Source organism: Bifidobacterium sp. C0047B3, assembly GCF_056590535.1.
On the sequence record NZ_JBWPWH010000003.1, the window covers coordinates 69,679 to 88,550 of the forward strand.

The 18,872-nt window shown below is 42.1% G+C and carries 17 protein-coding genes; 9 read left to right on the plus strand and 8 right to left on the minus strand.

Annotated elements, in window-relative coordinates:
* Window positions 1-494 precede the first annotated feature (494 nt).
* The 6 genes from AC1EKT_RS04125 to asnB form a co-directional block, all read right to left on the minus strand.
* Window positions 495-1,334, minus strand: a complete 840-nt coding sequence (locus tag AC1EKT_RS04125) for a ParA family protein (RefSeq protein WP_004110398.1) — start codon at window positions 1,332-1,334, stop codon at window positions 495-497.
* Between the two features lie 48 nt (window positions 1,335-1,382).
* Window positions 1,383-2,342 (minus strand): site-specific tyrosine recombinase XerD, encoded by a 960-nt coding sequence (gene xerD, locus AC1EKT_RS04130; RefSeq protein WP_415686979.1) that lies wholly within the window; start codon window positions 2,340-2,342, stop codon window positions 1,383-1,385.
* A 94-nt stretch (window positions 2,343-2,436) separates the two neighbouring features.
* Entirely contained in the window at window positions 2,437-2,820 is a 384-nt protein-coding gene (rplT, locus tag AC1EKT_RS04135; protein WP_004105106.1) for a 50S ribosomal protein L20, read from the minus strand.
* A gap of 68 nt (window positions 2,821-2,888) precedes the next feature.
* A complete protein-coding gene (rpmI, locus tag AC1EKT_RS04140) occupies window positions 2,889-3,083 on the minus strand; it encodes a 50S ribosomal protein L35 (protein WP_004128670.1) in 195 nt (64 codons plus the stop codon).
* Window positions 3,064-3,825, minus strand: a complete 762-nt coding sequence (gene infC / locus AC1EKT_RS04145; RefSeq protein ID WP_415689314.1) for a translation initiation factor IF-3 — start codon at window positions 3,823-3,825, stop codon at window positions 3,064-3,066. The genes rpmI and infC overlap by 20 nt, the downstream gene beginning before the upstream one ends.
* Before the next feature lie 229 nt (window positions 3,826-4,054).
* Complete coding sequence (asnB, locus tag AC1EKT_RS04150) at window positions 4,055-5,941, minus strand: asparagine synthase (glutamine-hydrolyzing) (RefSeq protein ID WP_415686980.1); 1,887 nt, start codon at window positions 5,939-5,941, stop codon at window positions 4,055-4,057.
* 299 nt (window positions 5,942-6,240) lie between these two features.
* On the opposite strand from asnB, the gene AC1EKT_RS04155 reads away from it, so the two are divergent.
* The 4 genes from AC1EKT_RS04155 to AC1EKT_RS04170 all read left to right on the plus strand — a co-directional run bounded on the left by AC1EKT_RS04155 (window position 6,241) and on the right by AC1EKT_RS04170 (window position 9,353).
* The gene (locus AC1EKT_RS04155) at window positions 6,241-7,038 is read left to right on the plus strand and encodes a thiamine diphosphokinase (protein WP_415687026.1); all 798 of its coding nucleotides are present in this window, start codon (window positions 6,241-6,243) and stop codon (window positions 7,036-7,038) included.
* A gap of 370 nt (window positions 7,039-7,408) precedes the next feature.
* Window positions 7,409-8,464, plus strand: coding sequence for a type I glyceraldehyde-3-phosphate dehydrogenase (gene gap / locus AC1EKT_RS04160; protein WP_004573912.1), 1,056 nt, complete (start codon window positions 7,409-7,411; stop codon window positions 8,462-8,464).
* A gap of 176 nt (window positions 8,465-8,640) precedes the next feature.
* Complete coding sequence (ybaK, locus tag AC1EKT_RS04165) at window positions 8,641-9,141, plus strand: Cys-tRNA(Pro) deacylase (protein WP_004105119.1); 501 nt, start codon at window positions 8,641-8,643, stop codon at window positions 9,139-9,141.
* A 137-nt stretch (window positions 9,142-9,278) separates the two neighbouring features.
* Entirely contained in the window at window positions 9,279-9,353 is a 75-nt protein-coding gene (locus tag AC1EKT_RS04170) for a 50S ribosomal protein bL37 (protein ID WP_369803150.1), read from the plus strand.
* Window positions 9,354-9,421: 68 nt separating this feature from the next.
* Here AC1EKT_RS04170 and AC1EKT_RS04175 read toward each other — a convergent pair whose 3' ends face one another.
* Window positions 9,422-10,108, minus strand: coding sequence for a sigma-70 family RNA polymerase sigma factor (locus tag AC1EKT_RS04175; protein ID WP_415686981.1), 687 nt, complete (start codon window positions 10,106-10,108; stop codon window positions 9,422-9,424).
* A 149-nt stretch (window positions 10,109-10,257) separates the two neighbouring features.
* On the opposite strand from AC1EKT_RS04175, the gene AC1EKT_RS04180 reads away from it, so the two are divergent.
* The 4 genes from AC1EKT_RS04180 (at window position 10,258) to AC1EKT_RS04195 (ending at window position 15,008) form a co-directional block, all read left to right on the plus strand.
* The gene (locus tag AC1EKT_RS04180) at window positions 10,258-11,037 is read left to right on the plus strand and encodes an exonuclease domain-containing protein (RefSeq protein WP_415686982.1); all 780 of its coding nucleotides are present in this window, start codon (window positions 10,258-10,260) and stop codon (window positions 11,035-11,037) included.
* Window positions 11,038-11,062: 25 nt separating this feature from the next.
* Window positions 11,063-12,874 (plus strand): UDP-N-acetylmuramoyl-L-alanyl-D-glutamate--2,6-diaminopimelate ligase, encoded by a 1,812-nt coding sequence (locus AC1EKT_RS04185; protein WP_415686983.1) that lies wholly within the window; start codon window positions 11,063-11,065, stop codon window positions 12,872-12,874.
* 128 nt (window positions 12,875-13,002) lie between these two features.
* A complete protein-coding gene (locus tag AC1EKT_RS04190; RefSeq protein WP_481616043.1) occupies window positions 13,003-14,244 on the plus strand; it encodes a carboxylate--amine ligase in 1,242 nt (413 codons plus the stop codon).
* A 35-nt stretch (window positions 14,245-14,279) separates the two neighbouring features.
* Complete coding sequence (locus AC1EKT_RS04195; RefSeq protein WP_421784466.1) at window positions 14,280-15,008, plus strand: aspartate/glutamate racemase family protein; 729 nt, start codon at window positions 14,280-14,282, stop codon at window positions 15,006-15,008.
* 17 nt (window positions 15,009-15,025) lie between these two features.
* Here AC1EKT_RS04195 and AC1EKT_RS04200 read toward each other — a convergent pair whose 3' ends face one another.
* Window positions 15,026-16,483 (minus strand): bifunctional folylpolyglutamate synthase/dihydrofolate synthase, encoded by a 1,458-nt coding sequence (locus AC1EKT_RS04200; protein ID WP_116442640.1) that lies wholly within the window; start codon window positions 16,481-16,483, stop codon window positions 15,026-15,028.
* Between the two features lie 770 nt (window positions 16,484-17,253).
* Between AC1EKT_RS04200 and AC1EKT_RS04205 the strand changes: the two genes are divergently transcribed.
* A complete protein-coding gene (locus AC1EKT_RS04205) occupies window positions 17,254-18,849 on the plus strand; it encodes an aminopeptidase P family protein (protein ID WP_481616044.1) in 1,596 nt (531 codons plus the stop codon).
* Window positions 18,850-18,872: the final 23 nt, after the last annotated feature.

The following is an 18,872-nucleotide window of genomic DNA, read 5'->3' on the forward strand; positions in this document are numbered from 1 at the left end:
CATTAACAATCATGCTCCGCCGAGACCAGAACAAATAAATCTACAAACCACGCACCCACCCGCAGCTTATTTGCGCGACTTTAATTTCAGGGATATTCGTGTGGTAGAGATTTGAGATTTTTCGCACTGAGCGAGGCGAACGTCAGAGCCGCAGGCTGCTGATTCGCCAAGCGAAGAAGAAAAATCGAAAAATCTCTGCGATAGACACGGTTATTAACGATTAAACACGCAGAGTTTGGGGGATTTCTTTACGAGCACTAAAAGAGGACTGATGGAGCAACATTCTTAAAGAAAGACGAACACACTAAACTCTTTTAGCAGCCAGAGCGACTGAAGGACGGGACGTGCGAGGAAAGAAATCCCCCGAAACTCGCGCAACAGTAAACACGAGCGGAGCGCTGCGAGACAAGTAATTCCTATCACTCACCTTTGCGTAAAATAAAATCGCAAATAAAGAAATCCCCCAAAACTCGCGCAAATCAAGCCGTAAAAACTTAAGCAACAACACCTTTAGCAATAAGCTCACGCGCAACTTCGCGATACTCTTTTGCAGTCTTGTGTTCAGGAGCAAAAATAGTGATAGGAACTGCAGCAACTGTAGAATCTGGCAGCTTAATAGAACGCGAAATCACAGAGTGCAAAACGCGATCTTGGAAAGCTTCATAAATGCGCTGCAACACTTCCTCACTATGAAGCGTGCGAGTATACATAGTGACAAGAACTCCAAATACTTTAAGATTTGGATTAATACGAGATTGTACCTTCTCAATTGATTGCATAAGAAGAGCAACGCCTCGAAGAGCAAAGAATTCTGCAGCAAGTGGAATAATCACGCCATCAGCTGCTGTTAACGCATTTACAGTAAGCAAGCCGAGAGAAGGCTGGCAATCGACTATAATAACATCGTATTCGTCGCGCACTTTGCGCAATACGCCTGCTAATATTTGCTCTCGTCCTACTTCAGTTACTAACTGAACTTCAGCTGCAGATAAATCAATATTTGCAGGAATAATATCAATATTTTCTGTTTCAGTATGACGAATTACATCGTGAACGTCTACAGACGAATCAAATAATGCCGTATAAACTGTATTATCAAGCGCATTTGCGTTAATTCCAAGTCCAACTGTTGCTGCACCTTGCGGATCGAAATCAACAATCAAAACGCGACGACCATACTGACTTAATGCGCCAGCAATATTAATGGAGCTTGTAGTTTTACCAACTCCACCTTTCTGGTTGCACATTGCAATAATGCGAGCAGGACCGTGTGAAGTTAACGGCTCTGGAGCATGAAAAGTTTCGTATTCGCGTCCAAGTAAATCAGTAGGCATGTTCCCCACTTTATCAACAGGTATACTCACGAAACTCTGAGCATAAAATTATTTAGCTCGAGGATGGCTCATTACGTAAGCTTCAACTAATGCGTCAGGACTAATATGCGTATAAATTTGAGTTGTTGTAACTGAAGCATGTCCAAGCAACTCTTGAACTGTGCGCACATCAGCACCACCTGCAATAAGATGCGTTGCAAGAGAATGCCGTAGTGTATGCGGATGCAATGGTTTGTCAAGTTTTGCGCGCTCGCCAGCTTGCGTTACTATTCCCCATGCTGATTGGCGAGAAAGTGCATTACCTCTCTTATTTAAGAAGATTGTGTGCAATTCACGTTTACCCTTTAACGCTAATTCTGGGCGAGATTTCTCCATATAGTTACGAAGAGCACGAACAGCACACCCACCAATCGGAACTAAACGCTGCTTAGAGCCTTTACCAGTAAGTTTTACAACAGACTCGTTTAAATCAATATCTTCAAATTTTACGCCAACTGCTTCCGAAATTCGCGCTCCAGTAGCGTATAAAAACTCGAGAAGCGCAGTATCTCTAATCGAAATAGCATCGGAACTTCCAAAATTCCCTGCAGCTTCAATAACTCTATCTACTTCTTCAATACTTAAAACATCCGGCAAATACTCGGCTTGTTTTGGAGCTTTTACTTGCGCTGAAACGTCAGCTTGTATGTCGCCATGGGCAAGCATAAAGCGATGCCATTCGTGAATACTCGCAAGTCGACGCGCAACTGTTCTAGCCCCCAACCCTAATTCATTCAAAGTTCGAATGTATGATTCAATATCTAATTGAGAAATAGTAGTAATATCTTTTATTTTTCGTTCGTCGTAAAGCCAGCACGTGTAATCTTGCAAATCTGAAGCGTAGGCAGATACTGTTTTTTTAGAAAGACCACGCTCAATATCAATATGCGCAATAAAGCGTTGAATATAAAGTGCAAACTCTTTAGGAATATTATTTTTCTTATTGTCAGAATCAAGATTTGAGCGCATAAAAATAATTATAGCTAATAAGTAAATTTGTTGATTTAAAAGAAAAAGCCCACCTAAATTGGTGGGCTTAAAATAAAACTCTATTAAAGCAAAATCAGGCTTCAACTGGAGCGTTTACATCAGCTGGCAATGCAGCCTTAGCAGCTTCAACAACAGCCTTGAAAGCTTCAATATCGGAAACTGCGAGCTCAGCAAGAGCGCGACGATCCAATTCGATGCCTGCCAAGTGCAAGCCCTGAATGAAGCGATTGTAAGTGATGCCTTCAGCGCGAACTGCTGCGTTAATGCGCTGAATCCACAACTTGCGGAAATCACCCTTGCGAGCCTTGCGGTCGCGGAAGTTATAAGTAAATGAGTGGAGCAGCTGTTCCTTTGCCTTGCGATAAAGACGGGAGCGCTGACCGCGGTAGCCAGAAGCCCTCTCAAGAACAACGCGACGCTTCTTGTGAGCGTTTACTGCGCGCTTTACTCGTGCCATAAGTATTCCTCAGCTTTCTTAAAAATTTTCGATTGCGTATTCGTTTACAAGCAATTCTTACTTGTTACTTACTTAACGAGCAAGCCCTTAAGCTTCTTGCTCTGCGCAGTAGCCAATACTTTATCTTCAGAAAGAGCACGACGCTTACGAGCCGACTTGTGCTCCAAGTTGTGGCGCATGGCGCTACCATCGTGCATCACCTTACCGGTACCGGTAAGACGAACGCGCTTGGACGCTGCGGAATTAGTTTTCATCTTCGGCATTGCTGCCCTCCTTGTGATGTTGATCGGATTGCATAGCATTTACTGCAGCTGCAGCTTGTGACTGAACCTCTTGCTTAGCTGCAAGACGAGCAGCCTGACGAGCTTGACGCTCAGCGCGAGATTCAGCGCCGCGACGACGCTGCTCAGACTGTGTATGAATTTTCTTGCCTTTTGGAGCAAGAGTCATAATAATATTTCGACCTTCTTGCTTTGGCGCAAACTCTACTGTGCCACTTTCAGAGACCTCATCTGCAAGTCGGCGCAACAATTCAACGCCACCAACCGGACGAGATTGCTCACGGCCACGCAACATAATAGTTACTTTTACCTTGTCTCCGCCGTTCAAGAAACGAAGCACATGACCTTTCTTCACATCGAAATCGTGATCGTCGATCTTAAGGCGGAAACGAATTTCCTTAACCTCTGCGACGGTTTGATTACGACGTGCTTCACGAGCCTTAATCTTTTCGTTGTACTTGTACTTACCGTAGTCAATAAGCTTGGCTACTGGAGGCTTAGCAGTAGGTGCAACTTCGACAAGATCGAGGTTAGCTTCCCTTGCAAGGTTTAACGCGACAGAGGTTGCGATAACTCCCACTTGCTCGCCCTTTGGACCAATAAGGCGCACCTGAGGGACTCGAATTTCCTCGTTAATGCGTGGTTCGTCGCTAATGATGACTCCAATCCTTCTAAATACTTGTAAGATGCAATACACCAAGAAGTCCAAGAGATTAGGATTCACTACTTCATATCAATAAGACGCTATAAACAGCGCAGCAAGCAGCACAAAAAGCAAACTTGCGTGACCGAAGTCATGAACCCGAAACCACAGTAGGCTTCCAGGTGGGGACATCCCACTTTCTTGATTACTCAAGCCGAATGTCTATTCTACTAGAAGCCTTGACAAAAAGGCAGCCAACACACGAAACGTGTTTTGACTGCCACAAATCAAAGCTAGAACTATGCGATTTCTACGCTAACTGCATTGGCTCAGGCTTCAATCCATCATGATTAAAGTACACATCATACCAAGTCAGGAATGTGTAAACTGTCCAAATCTTACGACGATCGTCATTTTTCTTTGCATAATTATCGTCAATCATACGAAGTAAAGCATCTCTATCGAAGAATTTAGCAGCGTCGTCACTTTCAAACGTCTTACGCACAATCTTATAAAAACGTTCCTCGCGCAACCAATCCTTAACCGGCACAGGGAAACCGAGCTTTTCTCTGTCATACCAAGCTTTTGGCAAATGACGGGACGCAGCTTGTCGGAAAGCAAACTTCGTATTTTCGTCAGTAATTAAGTATTTAGTAGGAACTTTTTCTGCAACATCCATGAGCACGCGATCAAGCAAAGGCACGCGAAGCTCCAAAGAATGAGCCATAGTCATTTTATCCGCCTTAAGCAAAATATCTCCTGGCATCCATTGATGCATATCAAGATATTGCTTTTTCTTCACTTCAGAAAGTCCCTTACCAGCAATTCTATTGTAAATAGAATCGACAATGCTGCGAACGCTAGGACCTTTGCGATACTCAGGCTTCAAAAGTTTTACAGCATCTTCCTCATTGAAAACCTTTGACTGACCGATAAAATGCTCCTCAGCTGGAGCTAAATTAGCGTACAAATGCCAAGCTCCGTGGAAATGCTTACCCTTTGCAGCTCGACCAATCGCGTAACGCAACTTTTTTGGCAACTTTGCAAGCATGCGAGTCACAACTTTAATAAGTTTAGAACGCGTATGAACACCATAATCAATGTATCCTGCAAATAATTCATCTGCTCCCTCACCGCTTAGCACAACGCGTAAATCTTGCGAAGCTAATTTTGCAAGGAAGAATAATGGGACGCAAGAGAAGTTAGAATCAGGCTCGTCCAAATACCACTGAATTTGTGGGAAATAACGGAATGCGTCAGCAGCGTCAATAATTTCAGATTTATTGTTTAAGCCAATAATTTTTGCCAATTCGCTTGCTTGTTTGGATTCATTGTATCTTCCACCGGCAAAACCAATAGAGTATGTGTGTTCAGGGCGCGCAACAGCGGCAACATAACTTGAATCAACTCCAGAAGAAAGGAACGAACCAACTTCAACATCCGCAATTTGGTGAGCTTTAACAGAATCACAAACTGTTTTATCGATAGAATCAACTAATTCATTCAAGCGTTGCTTTGTTTCTTTGAAATTAGGATCGTAATATTGCTCAATCTTCATTTCGCCATTCTTATACGTAAAGCAATTACCTTCACGCAGCTTAAAAACGCCTTTGAAGAAAGTTTCGTTAATTGCAGGATATTGGAATGTCATAAACGGCTTAAGCGCATTTTCGTTAAGTTCCTTCTTAAAATCTGGATGGCGCAGTAAAGATTTAATTTCGGATCCGTACATAAAAGTACCGTTCATTTGCGCATAATAAAAAGGCTTAATACCAAAATGATCGCGAGCGCCGAACAATTCTTGAGTACTCTTGTTCCAAATAACGAATGCAAACATTCCGCGTAAGCGATTAAGTAAGCCTTTACCCCACTCTTCGTAGCCGTGCACTAATACTTCTGTGTCGCAATCAGTGTGGAAAGTGTGACCAGCTTTAATAAGTTCTTCGCGAAGTGGCTTGTAGTTATAAATCTCGCCATTGAAAGTAACTGCAAGATTCCCATCCTCGTTGTACATAGGTTGGGATCCACCGTGAAGATCTATAATGCTAAGTCGACGAAAACCGAGTGCTGCGTGTTCGTCAATCATAGTTCCATACTCGTCAGGACCACGATGCGCAATCACATCTGTCATATCTTTTACAATTTGGCTTTTGACGTTAATTGGGGTGTCATTAATGAACCCTGCAATTCCGCACATTTATTTCTCCTCGTAGAATATACAACACAGCATTACGTTAGTCTACTAGCAAATAATTAACGAAAATCCATAATAACTTGGAAAATCTAACTTGCCATGCAATATTACACCAAGCACTTTATGTTAAGCGAGTATTAGTCTAAAAATTCCTGTATTTGCCGAAATAAAAGCAATCAAATACGCTAATATCAAATCCGAAAAATGGCATAAAACATAGTCAAATGTTGGTTGACACTACGCTTATAAACTCTTGTTATAAATGTATGTCATCAGTACAAATGCAGCGTTATTATGTTGCTATGGAACCTTTGCAACGCTGCGTAGTATTAGCAGCAGGAGATTATTACGATCATACGCGTGAGCATGTGCCAGATCGCGCTTTAACAATTGCAGCTGATGGAGGCTGGGATCATGCATGTGAATTAGGTTTGCATGTGGATGCACTCATCGGCGATTTTGACTCTGTTAGATTAAAACTCCCTACTGATGCAGTTATTACTAGATTGCCTGCAGAAAAAGATGATCCGGACTTACTTTCTGCGTTAAAAGTCGGTTGGGCTAAAGGCTCTCGAGAATTTCATATTTTCGGAGGATTAGGTGGTCGAGTTGACCATACTATTTCTAATATTCAACTTATGGTTCGTTTAGCACGTCGCGGTGGAATTGGATTCTTGTATGGCGACGGTCAAATTGTTACAGCAATACATGATGGATCTCTTGATTTTCCAGCATCATCTGGAGATGATTTGCGTATAGTTTCCGTTTTTTCTCATACTCCAGTTTCTAATGATGTAAATGAAGTTGGATTAAAGTATCAGCTTAAACACGCAACCATGCATGGAGATGCTGTACAAGGTTTAAGTAACGAATTATTAAATGATACGCCAGCTCATATTGACGTTCATGAAGGAACACTTATTGTAACCTTCCCTATTAACACCCCATTGCCACAGGTGAGCTGGTTTAAAAGACCAATTGGAGATTTAGGCGAAGTTGATACTTCTATATCGGAAGCATTAGCAGTTCCTCTTGAAAGCGAGACTACTCCAACATATTCGACTACTGCAGCTGCTGAAGCAATGACGTATAACGAATAGGCGAAAACTTTAGTTTGCACAAATGGCTGACGAGAATCTTTTACTTTAAAACTCGTCAGCTTTTTTCTTTTTAAAATTACATGCGTTGTTCAATTGAACAATATTGATTCGTAAAATGTTATGCAAAAACGCAACTGGAAACTATCAAAAAATTCACAAAAACACTCATAAAACACAGCATGTTAACGCTCACTGTTTTCACAATGCACAATTGCAATAAAAGTGAGCTATATTACAACTCTTCGTACATACCGCACACTAAAATGAACACCGTTAATTCAAATAACGATGACCTAAATGCGTGAGTTTTCATCGCGAAAATAGCGCGGCTTAAACGTTGCGCACGAGGTCTCACTCAAGGGAGAACCACATGACAGTCAAGATTGGTATTAATGGTTTCGGTCGTATCGGTCGTCTCGCATTCCGTCGTATTTTTGAGCTTCAGGCTCGCGGCGGTCAAGCAGGTGACATCGAAGTCGCAGCCATCAACGATCTGACCACCCCTTCGATGCTCGCCTACTTGCTCAAGTATGACAGCACCCACGGCACATTCCGCCACGATGACGGCACCCCAGTTGAGGTAACCTCCACCGAAGACGCAATCGTTGTAGATGGCAAGACTTATAAGGTTTACGCCGAAAAAGATGCAAATAACATTCCATGGGTTAAGAACGACGGCGTTGAATTCGTTCTCGAATGCACCGGTTTCTACACTTCTGCAGAAAAGTCCCAGGCTCACTTGAACGCAGGCGCTAAGAAGGTTCTTATTTCTGCTCCTGCTAAGGACGAAACCACTCCAACAGTTGTGTTCGGCGTTAACCACGAAATCTTGAAGGCTTCTGACAACATTGTTTCCGCTGGCTCTTGCACCACCAACTCCATGGCTGCAATGGTGAAGTTGCTTCAAGACAACTGGGGAATCAAGTCCGGCTTCATGACCACAATTCACGCCTACACCGGCACTCAGATGATTCTCGACGGCCCACGCGGCTCCAAGCCACGCAACAACCGTTCCGCAGCTTGCAACACCATTGAGCACTCCACCGGCGCTGCTAAGGCAATCGGCAAGGTTGTTCCAGAAGTTAACGGCAAGCTCCAGGGTCACGCACAGCGTATTCAGGTTCCAGACGGCTCTGTTACCGAGTTGACTACTGTTCTTGAGAAGCCAGCAACCACTGAAGAAATTAACGACGCTTTCAAGAAGGCTTTCGAAAACTGCGAGTACTTCGGTTACAATGCAGACAGCATCGTGTCTTCTGATATCATCGGCGACACCCACGGTGGCGTTTTCGATCCAACTCAGACCGATGTGAACACTGTTGACGGTGTAACTTTGGCTCGTACCGTTACCTTCTACGACAACGAGTACGGCTTCACCTCCAACATGATTCGCACCCTTCTTTACTTCGCTGAAATCTCCGAGTGATTTCGCTAAGCATCGATCAGCAATAGCTGGTTGTGCGAATATTTAATCTATCAAACCCCTTGTGCTGCTTTCTAAGCTCACAAGGGGTTTATATGTTTAATATACATTAAGTCAACAGTCGGTATAGCATATCATGTAACACAATTTGATAGTTGAGTATAAGGCACGGTAACAAAATGAGTAAAAAACATGCAGAAACCGGAAAAGCAACTCCTGCTATTGCGCAACTCGAAAACGCAGGCATCACCTTCCGCATAGCGCAATACGAGCATGACGCTGATCACATGGACGACGGCTACGGAATTGAGGCTGCTGAGAAGCTAGGCGTAAGCGCAGCTCAAGTTTGCAAAACTCTTATGGTTGACACTGGTGAAAAGCGAGTAGTTGGAATTGTTCCAGTAAACGGACGTCTCAATATGAAAGCAATTGCAGGAGCCGTACACGCAAAGAAAGCAAGTATGACAAGCCCAGAAGTTGCGCAACGAGAAAGCGGCTACGTAGTTGGCGGAATTTCACCATTCGGACAAAAAACTCATCATGAAACAGTACTAGATAGTAGCGTAATGCAATTTGATGAGATTCTTGTTTCTGGAGGAAAACGAGGATTGGACGTAGTTCTTAATCCTCAAGATATCGTAACATTATTAAACGCAACTGTAGCTGATATAGCAGCATAAGCAACATAAGCTTTATCACTGCAAATATTGCTACCAAAAAGTGATTACTCGCACGAGATTAGTACGTTGGCAAATATAACGTCTTGGCAACGTGCGATAATCCCTAAGGTTGTTCATTAATCGTTAAGGAGTGCATTATGGGTATGCGTGGCCGCAAGCGCAAGGCGCGTCGTAAAAAAGCAGCGAATCATGGCAAAAGACCAAATGCTTAAGCTATAAATTCGCTTATACATACTGTAAAGCCCACGTAAATCGTGGGCTTTTTCGTTTTAGCATACTTTTATTCACCAGAATAATCAGAATAATCAGAAAGCTCACGTTTAAGTTGCATGCGAGCGCGGTTAAGTCTGCTCATAACGGTTCCTATTTTTACGCCTTCTTCTTGCGCAATTTGTTTATAAGATTTACCTCGAATAGCGGCTTCAATAAAAACTTTTCTGCGCTCAGGCGGCAACTTACTAAGCGCTGCAATAATCTCTTGTGGAGCAAACCCTTCTAAATATTCTTGTTCAGCAGAAAGCATTCCTTTTGCGCAATGATTAGAAGCTTCATAAATATCCCAATCATTGTAGTCACCAGTTTCATCGTTAGCACGTTTAGGGCTTCGTTTTGCTTTCGCGTACTGATTAAAATACAAATTTCGTTCAATCCTGTTAATCCAGGCATCAAAATTTGTGCCAGGCTGAAAAGTTTCAAAAGATTTAAGAGCGCGCTCAAAAGTATCTTGCACTAAATCTTGCGCATCCTGCGCATTTTGCGTAAGACGCATAGCTTGAGTGTATAAAGGATCAACGCAAGTAGATACAAGTTGTTCAAATCTTTTGCGTCGACTTTCTATTGCAGAACTTTGCTTAGTATTTACTAAACGATCACTAAATAAGCGAGCATTACAATTTTTTGCACTTTGTTTTTTAGCTCTTACGCTTTTAGAGCACATAACATTTGTCTTCTCGATTTGCTCACTCATATAGTCAATAATACTTTTACTTTGCACATATAGCTACTGATTTATCGTGTTGCATAGTGTAACGCAACGCGAGATGATAACACATCGCAGCACAATAACGCAGCGCGGCATAGTGTGACATTGCGTGACATTGCGGTAGTATTGTGACTATGCCAACTCATATTCAAGAATTGTTAAATGCTTTAGATTTAGCACCTAAGCAAGATGAGAATACATTACTTGCTGAATCATGGTTACTTGGTTTCGACACTGAAACTACAGGTGCAAATATTGGTAAAGATGCCATTGTTTCTGCAACTCTAGTATTACGCAATCCTGAACTAGCTCACGCTGGAGATGTGGTATCAACTTGGTTAATTAACCCTCATCAGCCTATGAATCCTAAAGCAAGCGAAGTAAATGGTTTCACAGACGAATACCTCAAAGAACACGGCGGAGAGCCTGAAGAAGAACTTGAATTCCTTGCACGCGCAGTAAGCATGGCTCAAGCTAAGAATATTCCACTACTTGCTTATAACGCTCCATTTGATATTTCAATGTTACGTCACGACTTGAAGCGTTGGCATCTTACTGCGCTAGAAGAACGCCCAACTTGTTCAATACATGCACTAAACGCTAATGACATTCTTACTGTTGATCCTCTTGTTATCGATAGAGCTGTTTCTAGAAGATCCGGCAAGCGTACTCTCACTATTACATCTCAATTTTACGGAGTTGAACCAATCGGAGATTTCCACGATGCTACAGCAGACACAGTTGCAGCTCTTGATTTGATTGCTCCAATGAGCAAACTATATGAGTCAGTAAGTTGCATGAGGCTGAACACTATGATGGATTGGCAGCGCGAAGCTTATATTAATTGGCGAGATAGCTTCAATCAATGGCTGCAATCTCACGGACGTGAGCCTATTACTGGAACATGGCTATAAAACATTTGGTGAAAAGAAGTAAATTATGATCATGCATAACACGTTGTCATTAGCAAGCGCAAGTGAAATTTTGCAGCACTATGGTTTGTTGCGCGAAATGATTCAATATTGTAAAGCAGAAGATACTAATAGTGCTAATACTAAAGAAAAAACTGTAGACTCTACTCACTCTCGTAATGAAATATGGTCTTTAAATCCGTATTATTTCCCAAATATTGATGCAGATGAGTGTTTTACTAACGCAACTTACGATACTCGCGATATTAAACCTGGAACACTTCTGTTTATTAAAGGCAATTTTAAGTCGGAATATCTTTTAGATGCAGACAACAAAGGACTTGCTGCATATGTTGCTGAACAAAGCTACGCGCAATACACAAAAGCTGTTGGTTTAATTGTTACGGATGCTAAAAAAGCAATGAGCGTGCTTGCAGCAGCATTCTTTGGAAATCCACAAGAAAAACTCACTATTGTTGGAATTACTGGAACTAAAGGCAAAACAACTACAGCCTACTTTACTCACGCTATTCTAAACTCCCATTCGCACGGTAAAACAGCACTGTTTTCTTCAGTAGATAATTGCGTAGACGGAAAAAATTACGTTGAATCTAATTTAACTACTCCTGAAAGTTTTGATGCTTTCAAAATGATGCGCGAAGCTGTAGATAACGGCATGAAGTATCTTGTTATGGAAGTTTCTTCGCAAGCTTATAAGGTGAATCGCGTATACGGTCTTAAATTCGATGTTGCAGCATTCTTAAACATTAGCCCAGACCACATTAGTCCTATTGAGCACCCAACTTTTGAAGATTACTTGTATTGCAAACGACAAATTATTGCAAATACTAAGCGTTTAGTACTAAATTCTGATACAGATCATGCAGATCTTCTTTTACAAGATGCAGAACGCAACAATGTGCTCGTAACAACTTTTGCGCGCATTAAAAAAGATGAAATAGAAGGCGATGCTTGCGAAAATAACAATTTCGATGATCTTGACGACGATCGCATAAATTATTGCGCTCCTGCTAACGATGAAGATTACACGGAATTACTTACTCCTGACTACATTGCAATGCCAGTAGAAAATAGTGAATCACATTGCATCGCTATGCGAGACTCAAGCGAAGACGACGACTACGAAGATAGCGACTACGAAGATAGCGACTACGAAGAAGACGTGCACTACTGCCCTATTGACGAATTCGCATTGTCTATTGCAGGAGATTTTAACTACGAAAATGCTTTAGCTGCGATCGCTATTGCAGGAGAATTGGGAATTAATCAAGATACTGATTTACACGCACTACACGCTATTGAGAACGTGAAAATTTCTGGACGCATGGAAGTTTTCAAAGACACGCACTCAAACATGATTGCAGTTGTCGACTATGCGCATAACTACATTTCTACAAAATCAGTTCTTGACTTTGTAGAAGAACGCTACGGCAAATTTAATCCTCGAATTACGCTAATAACTGGTTCCACAGGAGATAAAGCTGTCGACCGCCGTAAAGAGATTGTTGAAGCAGCGCAAAACCGCATAGAACAGTTTATTTTCACTACTGAAGATACTGATACTGAAGACGTAATGCATATTTGCGAGGATATGCAAAGTTATGTTACGAACACGAATGTTTCTTCACGCATTATTATCGACAGAGCTGAAGCAATAGAATATGCTTACAACGATGCTGCAAACAGCGAACAAAAAAATGGAAGATTAAACATTCTTCTTGCTATTGGTAAGGGCGATGAACGTTGGATTAAAAACAAACGAAAGCATGTGCCGTATGAGGGTGATTCATTCGTAATAAAGCGTCTTTTTGGTCTGTAATACGCTTATGCGAAAGTATGAAAATATACGAATAAAATAAACGCAATTACTACATAAACTAAATAACAAGCTAGCTAACAAACTAAGACAAACTAAATAACAAATTAAAACAAATGAAGAAGATACAAATGAATAATCAACGATTCCAACCTGTGTTACTCGGTAGCGATATAAACGCATATGGCATGGCTCGAGCATTCCATGAAGAATATGGCATTACTTCAATTGCTTTTGCGCACTTCCAACTTTCACCTACGAAATTTAGTAAAATTGTCGATGTGAGAATTGTTCCAGGCTTTGGAGAACTTCCTACATTCCGCAATACAATGCTTAATTTTGCTAAATCATGGCATCAAGAGCATCCTAATACCAAGCTTCTGCTTATTCCTTGCGGCGACGTATATGCGAACCTTCTAAGCCAATGTGGTGATGAATTGCACGAATATTTTGCTTTCCACACATTGCAAAATTCGCTCAATCGCCAGCTTAGCCTTAAAAGCTCATTCTATAAAACTTGTGAAAAATACAATCTTCCTCATCCAAAAACTAAAGTTGTAAACGCTCAAGAAGTAGCAGCGCACGCTTATGAAGATTTGCCATTCAGCTTCCCTATTGCTATGAAACCAGCGAATAGCACTAAATGGCTTGATATTGATTTTGAGGGACGCAAAAAAGCTTTTATTATCAATACTCCGCAAGAACTTGATACTCTTATTCAACGCTCGTACAAAGCTGGCTACGATGACGAAATGATTTTGCAAGACTTTATTCCTGGAGACGACAGCCGCATGCGTGTGCTAAATGCTTACGTTGATAGCGACCATCATGTGCGCATGATGTTTCTAGGACACCCTCTGCTGGAGGATCCAACTCCAGAAGCAATCGGAAATTATGCAGCTATTATTCCAGACTACAATGAGGAAGTTTTCCAAAATATTAAAGCATTTTTGGAAGATATACGTTATGTTGGCGTAGCTAATTTTGATATGAAATACGATGAGAGAGACGGAAAGTATAAGCTTTTTGAAATCAATTTACGTCAAGGACGTTCAAGCTATTTCGTCACTTTAAACGGATTTAATATTGCTAAATATTTTGTTGAAGATTTAATTGACCATAAGCCTTTTGATGGAAATACTGTGTTCGGCCATGGAGAAAAGCTGTGGATGGAGATTCCGCGATCGATATTTTGCAATTATGTAGCAGAAGGCGATGAAAAGAAGCGCGGTCTTAATATGATTCGTCGCGGCGATTGGGGCACTACGCTAGAATATAAAAAAGATATGAATCTGCTACGCTGGTTGATGATTCGTCATATGTTTTCAATCTACACAAGACGTTACGCAGAATTTTTCCGCAACAAAGCGTGAAAATTATTACGTAACTTTGAAGGGAATATGAGACAATGAAACGTCCGTTTTTTGCTGTACTTGGCGGCATGGGCACACTTGCAACAGAAAGCTATATTCGTTTACTTAACAAAGAAACGCATGCGCATAACGATCAAGAGTTTTTAGATTATGTGGTGTTCAATGATGCTTCTGTGCCAGATAGAACAGCATATATTGTTGGCGAATCATCCGAAAGCCCATTCCCTACTCTTGCAGACGACATAGCTAAAGCAACTGCGATGGGTGCTTCATTTATTGTGCTCACGTGCAATACTGCTCATTACTTTTACGATAAGTTCCAAGCACTTACCGACGTGCCAATTATGCATATGCCGCGTGGTGCTGTAGCTGAAGTTTCTAAACGTTACCCAAAGTCTAAATGTAACCGTATTGGATTCTTAGGTACTGCAGGGTCGCGTAAAGCTGGAGTGTATCAGCGCGCTATAGAAGAAGCAGGATACACATTCGTAGCACCCGACGACGATTTACAAAAACGCATTACATCACTTATTTATGATGATGTAAAAGGCACAGGCGATCTTAATTTACGCCGTTACGAGTCCGTTTTAAGCGACATGCTTGACCCTGCAGGAGCGTGCCGTTGCGACGCACTTATTTTGGGTTGCACAGAATTAAGCGTGCTTAATGAAGCTTTCCCTCTTCCGCAAATACCGTTAGTTGACGCTCAAGCAGTACTTGTAAAAAATACTGTAGAAAAAGCTAAATCTTTGCGAATTAAGTAGCAGAAATAGCTTAATTTTCAAGACTCGTCAATATTTGGGTGGATTGCTACGCGCTGATCCTTTGGCTTTTTTAGATCCGGATTCACGTGCTCAACAAGCATTGTGCGCGCGTCTCCTGCAGTGACGAAACTACCGCAAATAAGCACTCCGTGACCATAGCCCACACCAAGCTCATCGTCTTCATCAACTAAATCAACAGCAGTTTGAATAGCATCCGGCAACTCGTCAACACGAATTACGCGATCCTCGCCAAATACGCCTACAGCAATCTTTTCGAGCTCTTCTGGATCCATTACACGGTCGCGCCAAGAATTACGCGTAACAACAATCTTCGTCAAAATAGGCTCAAGAACACCCAAGTATTCTTCAACTTGCTTATCTGCCATCATTGCCACAACGCCAATAAGCTGCTCAAAATGATAGTTTTCTTCAATAGTTTCGCGAAGAGACTCAGCAGCATTCACGTTATGTCCACCGTCAATGATGATTGTCGGCGAAGTACGAACCTGCTCAATACGACCAGGAACCTTAACCTGGCTTAAAGCCTCTGCAACCAAATCGCCATCCAAAGCACCATTTACAGGCAGCACAACCTCTGCAGCGGCAAGAGCTGCCAAAGCATTATGAGCCTGATGTTTGCCAAACTTGTCAATTGGAACATCCTCATAAGTGCCAAGAGGCGTACGCAAAGTAACAACCTGTCCACCAACTGCAGGAGTACGAGACACAACTTCAAGTTCGCCATCGCCATAAGAAGAATCGCGCAATAATGTAGCATGATTGCGCTCCGCAACTTCCTTAATAATTGGCAAAACCTTAGCTTCATGCGGCTGAGGACCCAAAATAACAGTGCAATTTGGCTTAATAATACCAGCCTTCGTGCGAGCAATCTCTTCAACAGTGTTTCCAAGCCATTGCATGTGATCCATATCAACCGGCCCAATAATTGCAGCATCAGCATTCATAACATTGGTGGCATCCCATTCACCACCCATGCCAACTTCCATAACAGCAACATCAACAGGAGCATCCGCAAAAGCCCAAATTGCCATGGCTGTAAGCACTTCAAAAAAGCTCATTTTTGGCTTACCGTCAGCCTCCATGCGAGCGTCAACCATGTCGATAATGTCTTTCATTTGATCCCACACATCGACGAACTGATCGTCACTAATTTCCTGTCCGTCAATCATAATGCGCTCGTTTACGCGCTCCAAATGTGGAGAGGTATATAATCCGGTTCGCAAACCGTATGCTCGACAAATCGACTCAGCCATTCGAGCAGTAGAACCTTTGCCGTTCGTGCCAGTTATGTGAATAACACGCATAGACTGCTCTGGATGACCTAAAATATCGAGAATAAGACGCATGCGATCCAAGTCGAGATTGGTTTTATTATGCTCTGGAGCTCGGCTCATAATATTGCGTTCAATATCAACAATTCGCTCATTATTGCGATTTGGATTTTCAATAGACATAACTACTCCCCCTAATTTTTACGCTCGCTTACTCATTTTCCAACTATCTAGATTAGTTGATACCAACAACACTTACAAAAAAATAATAGGTTATTCTGCAAATTAATTGCTTCGTCATTCAGTCGTGTGGATATTCGTGTGGTAGAGATTTGAGATTTTTCGCACTGATTTGATGATTGCACGTTCATGAAGTTTTGCAGTTGTGCTCTGCAGACATTGAGTATTTATTGCTTAGAGAACACTAGCGTCATTGCTGCTGCACACACCACGCCAAACACTCCTACCACACCAAAAAACAATGGTGGGTGAATTTATGAGTGAGGGGTGGGTGTTGCTTGGTCGAGCAATATAAAAGCGGAACGATAGTAATAATCTTGTTGACGAATACTATTTCTGCAGAAAAAGTAAGTAAAAAACTAAACTTAACTACGCAACCGCTAAGTCCAAATAAGGTATAAGAGCGGAGCGCTGCGAGACAAGTAACACCCACCCTCACAGCCACATAAGAAACCCGCCAGCCAAAAAAACAGTCCCCAAAACTCGCGCCACAGCAAACTAATTGTAATATAAACTATAATTTTTAATAAGAAAGCTAGTACTAATACTCGCATACAATTGTTTTGTAAATTGCGTATAAAATCTTGCTATTTTGCACTAAAAAACTCGCATAAAACACTAAATAAGACTATGTTAGTTTATTGACTGTTTATTTACTATTTGTATAATTTGCGCAAGCAAAAATTAACAAGCAAAAATTAAGGAGTCTCATAATGGCAGAATATACGCCAACTGAGCACGGCGAAGAGCTAAAAGCTGACGGCACGCAAAAGGCAGAAGATCGCGTAAATAACCGCTCACTTCGTCCAAACAGTGATTCTTTTAAAGATTTTATGACGAATAGCTGGGATAACCAGGAGCCAGAAGTTAAGGCTCTTGAATCTAGCAAGTACATTCCAGCTCGTTTAGAGGCTCTTTCTAAGCGTTTCCCAGGCGAACGTTTAATTATTCCTGCAGGACAGCCAAAGGTGCGTAATAACGATTGCGATTATGCTTTCCGCCCAGACACTACTTTTGCTTACTACACTGGCTTAGGTCAAGACTATGAGGCTGGTGCTGTGCTTGTTATGGAACCGGTTGAAAAAGACAGCGAAGAAGCTAAGGCTGGAAAAACGCATGTGCCTGAACTTTTTGTAGCCCCACGCGCAGATAACAGCACTTCAGCATTTTACAAGGATCCTCACTATGGAGAATATTGGGTTGGTCCTCGTGCAGGCTTAAAAGAACTTAAAGCAATGACCGGCATTGAAACGCGCGATATTGCAGAACTTGATGACGCTATTGCAAAGAACGTAAGCGACGACGCTAATGGCGAAGGCATTCGCGTGCGAATTGTTCGAGAAACCGATCCTGAGCTTACTGCAAAAGTTGAAACAATGCGCGAGGCAAGTGGATTTACTGATGAAGATGCAAACACTTGCGCAGACGACAAATTGCACGAATTCGCTGCAGAAGCACGAATGCTTAAGGACGACTATGAAATTCGCGAAATGCGCAAAGCTATTGCAGCCACAAAACTTGGTTTTGACCGCATGCTTACGCGTTTGCCTAATGCTTTAGGTCATGAGCATTCCGAGCGCATGATTGAGGGTGCTTTTAATTCTGTTGCTCGCGAAGAAGGCAACGAAGTTGGCTACGACACGATTGTTGCTTCCGGCAAGCACGCGCCAATTTTGCACTGGATGCGCAACACTGGCGTTGTTTCCAGCGGAGAATTGCTACTTATTGATGCCGGCGTTGAAGTTAACAGCCTCTACACTGCTGACATTACACGCACTTTCCCAACTAATGGCAAATTCACTGACTTACAAAAGAAGCTTTACCAGTGTGTTCTTGACGCTCAGCAAGCCGGTTTTGAAGCAGCTAAGCCAGGTGCAACCTACTCCGATATTCACCATGCTTGCATGCGCGTTCTAGCTGAACACTTGCACGAATGGGGAATTTTGAAAGTTAGCGTTGAAGAATCACTTTCGCCAGAAGGTCAACAGCATCGTCGTTGGCACGCTTGCGGTATTGCTCATCATCTTGGTTTGGACGTACACGATTGTGCGCAAGCACGCTACGAGTCTTATCAGGGCGCAAAAATTACTCCAGGAATGATATTCACTATTGAGCCAGGATTATACTTTGCATCTAACGATTTGATGCTTCCTGAAGAAATGCGCGGAATTGGAATTCGTATTGAAGACGATGTGCTAATGACTGAAAACGGTCCAGAATGGCTTTCTATTGACATTCCAAAGCAAATCGATGACGTAGAAGCATGGATGGCTGAACAAGCTCACAAAAGTGATATTTTTCAGCATTAAGCAATAAATCAAAATAATAGAAA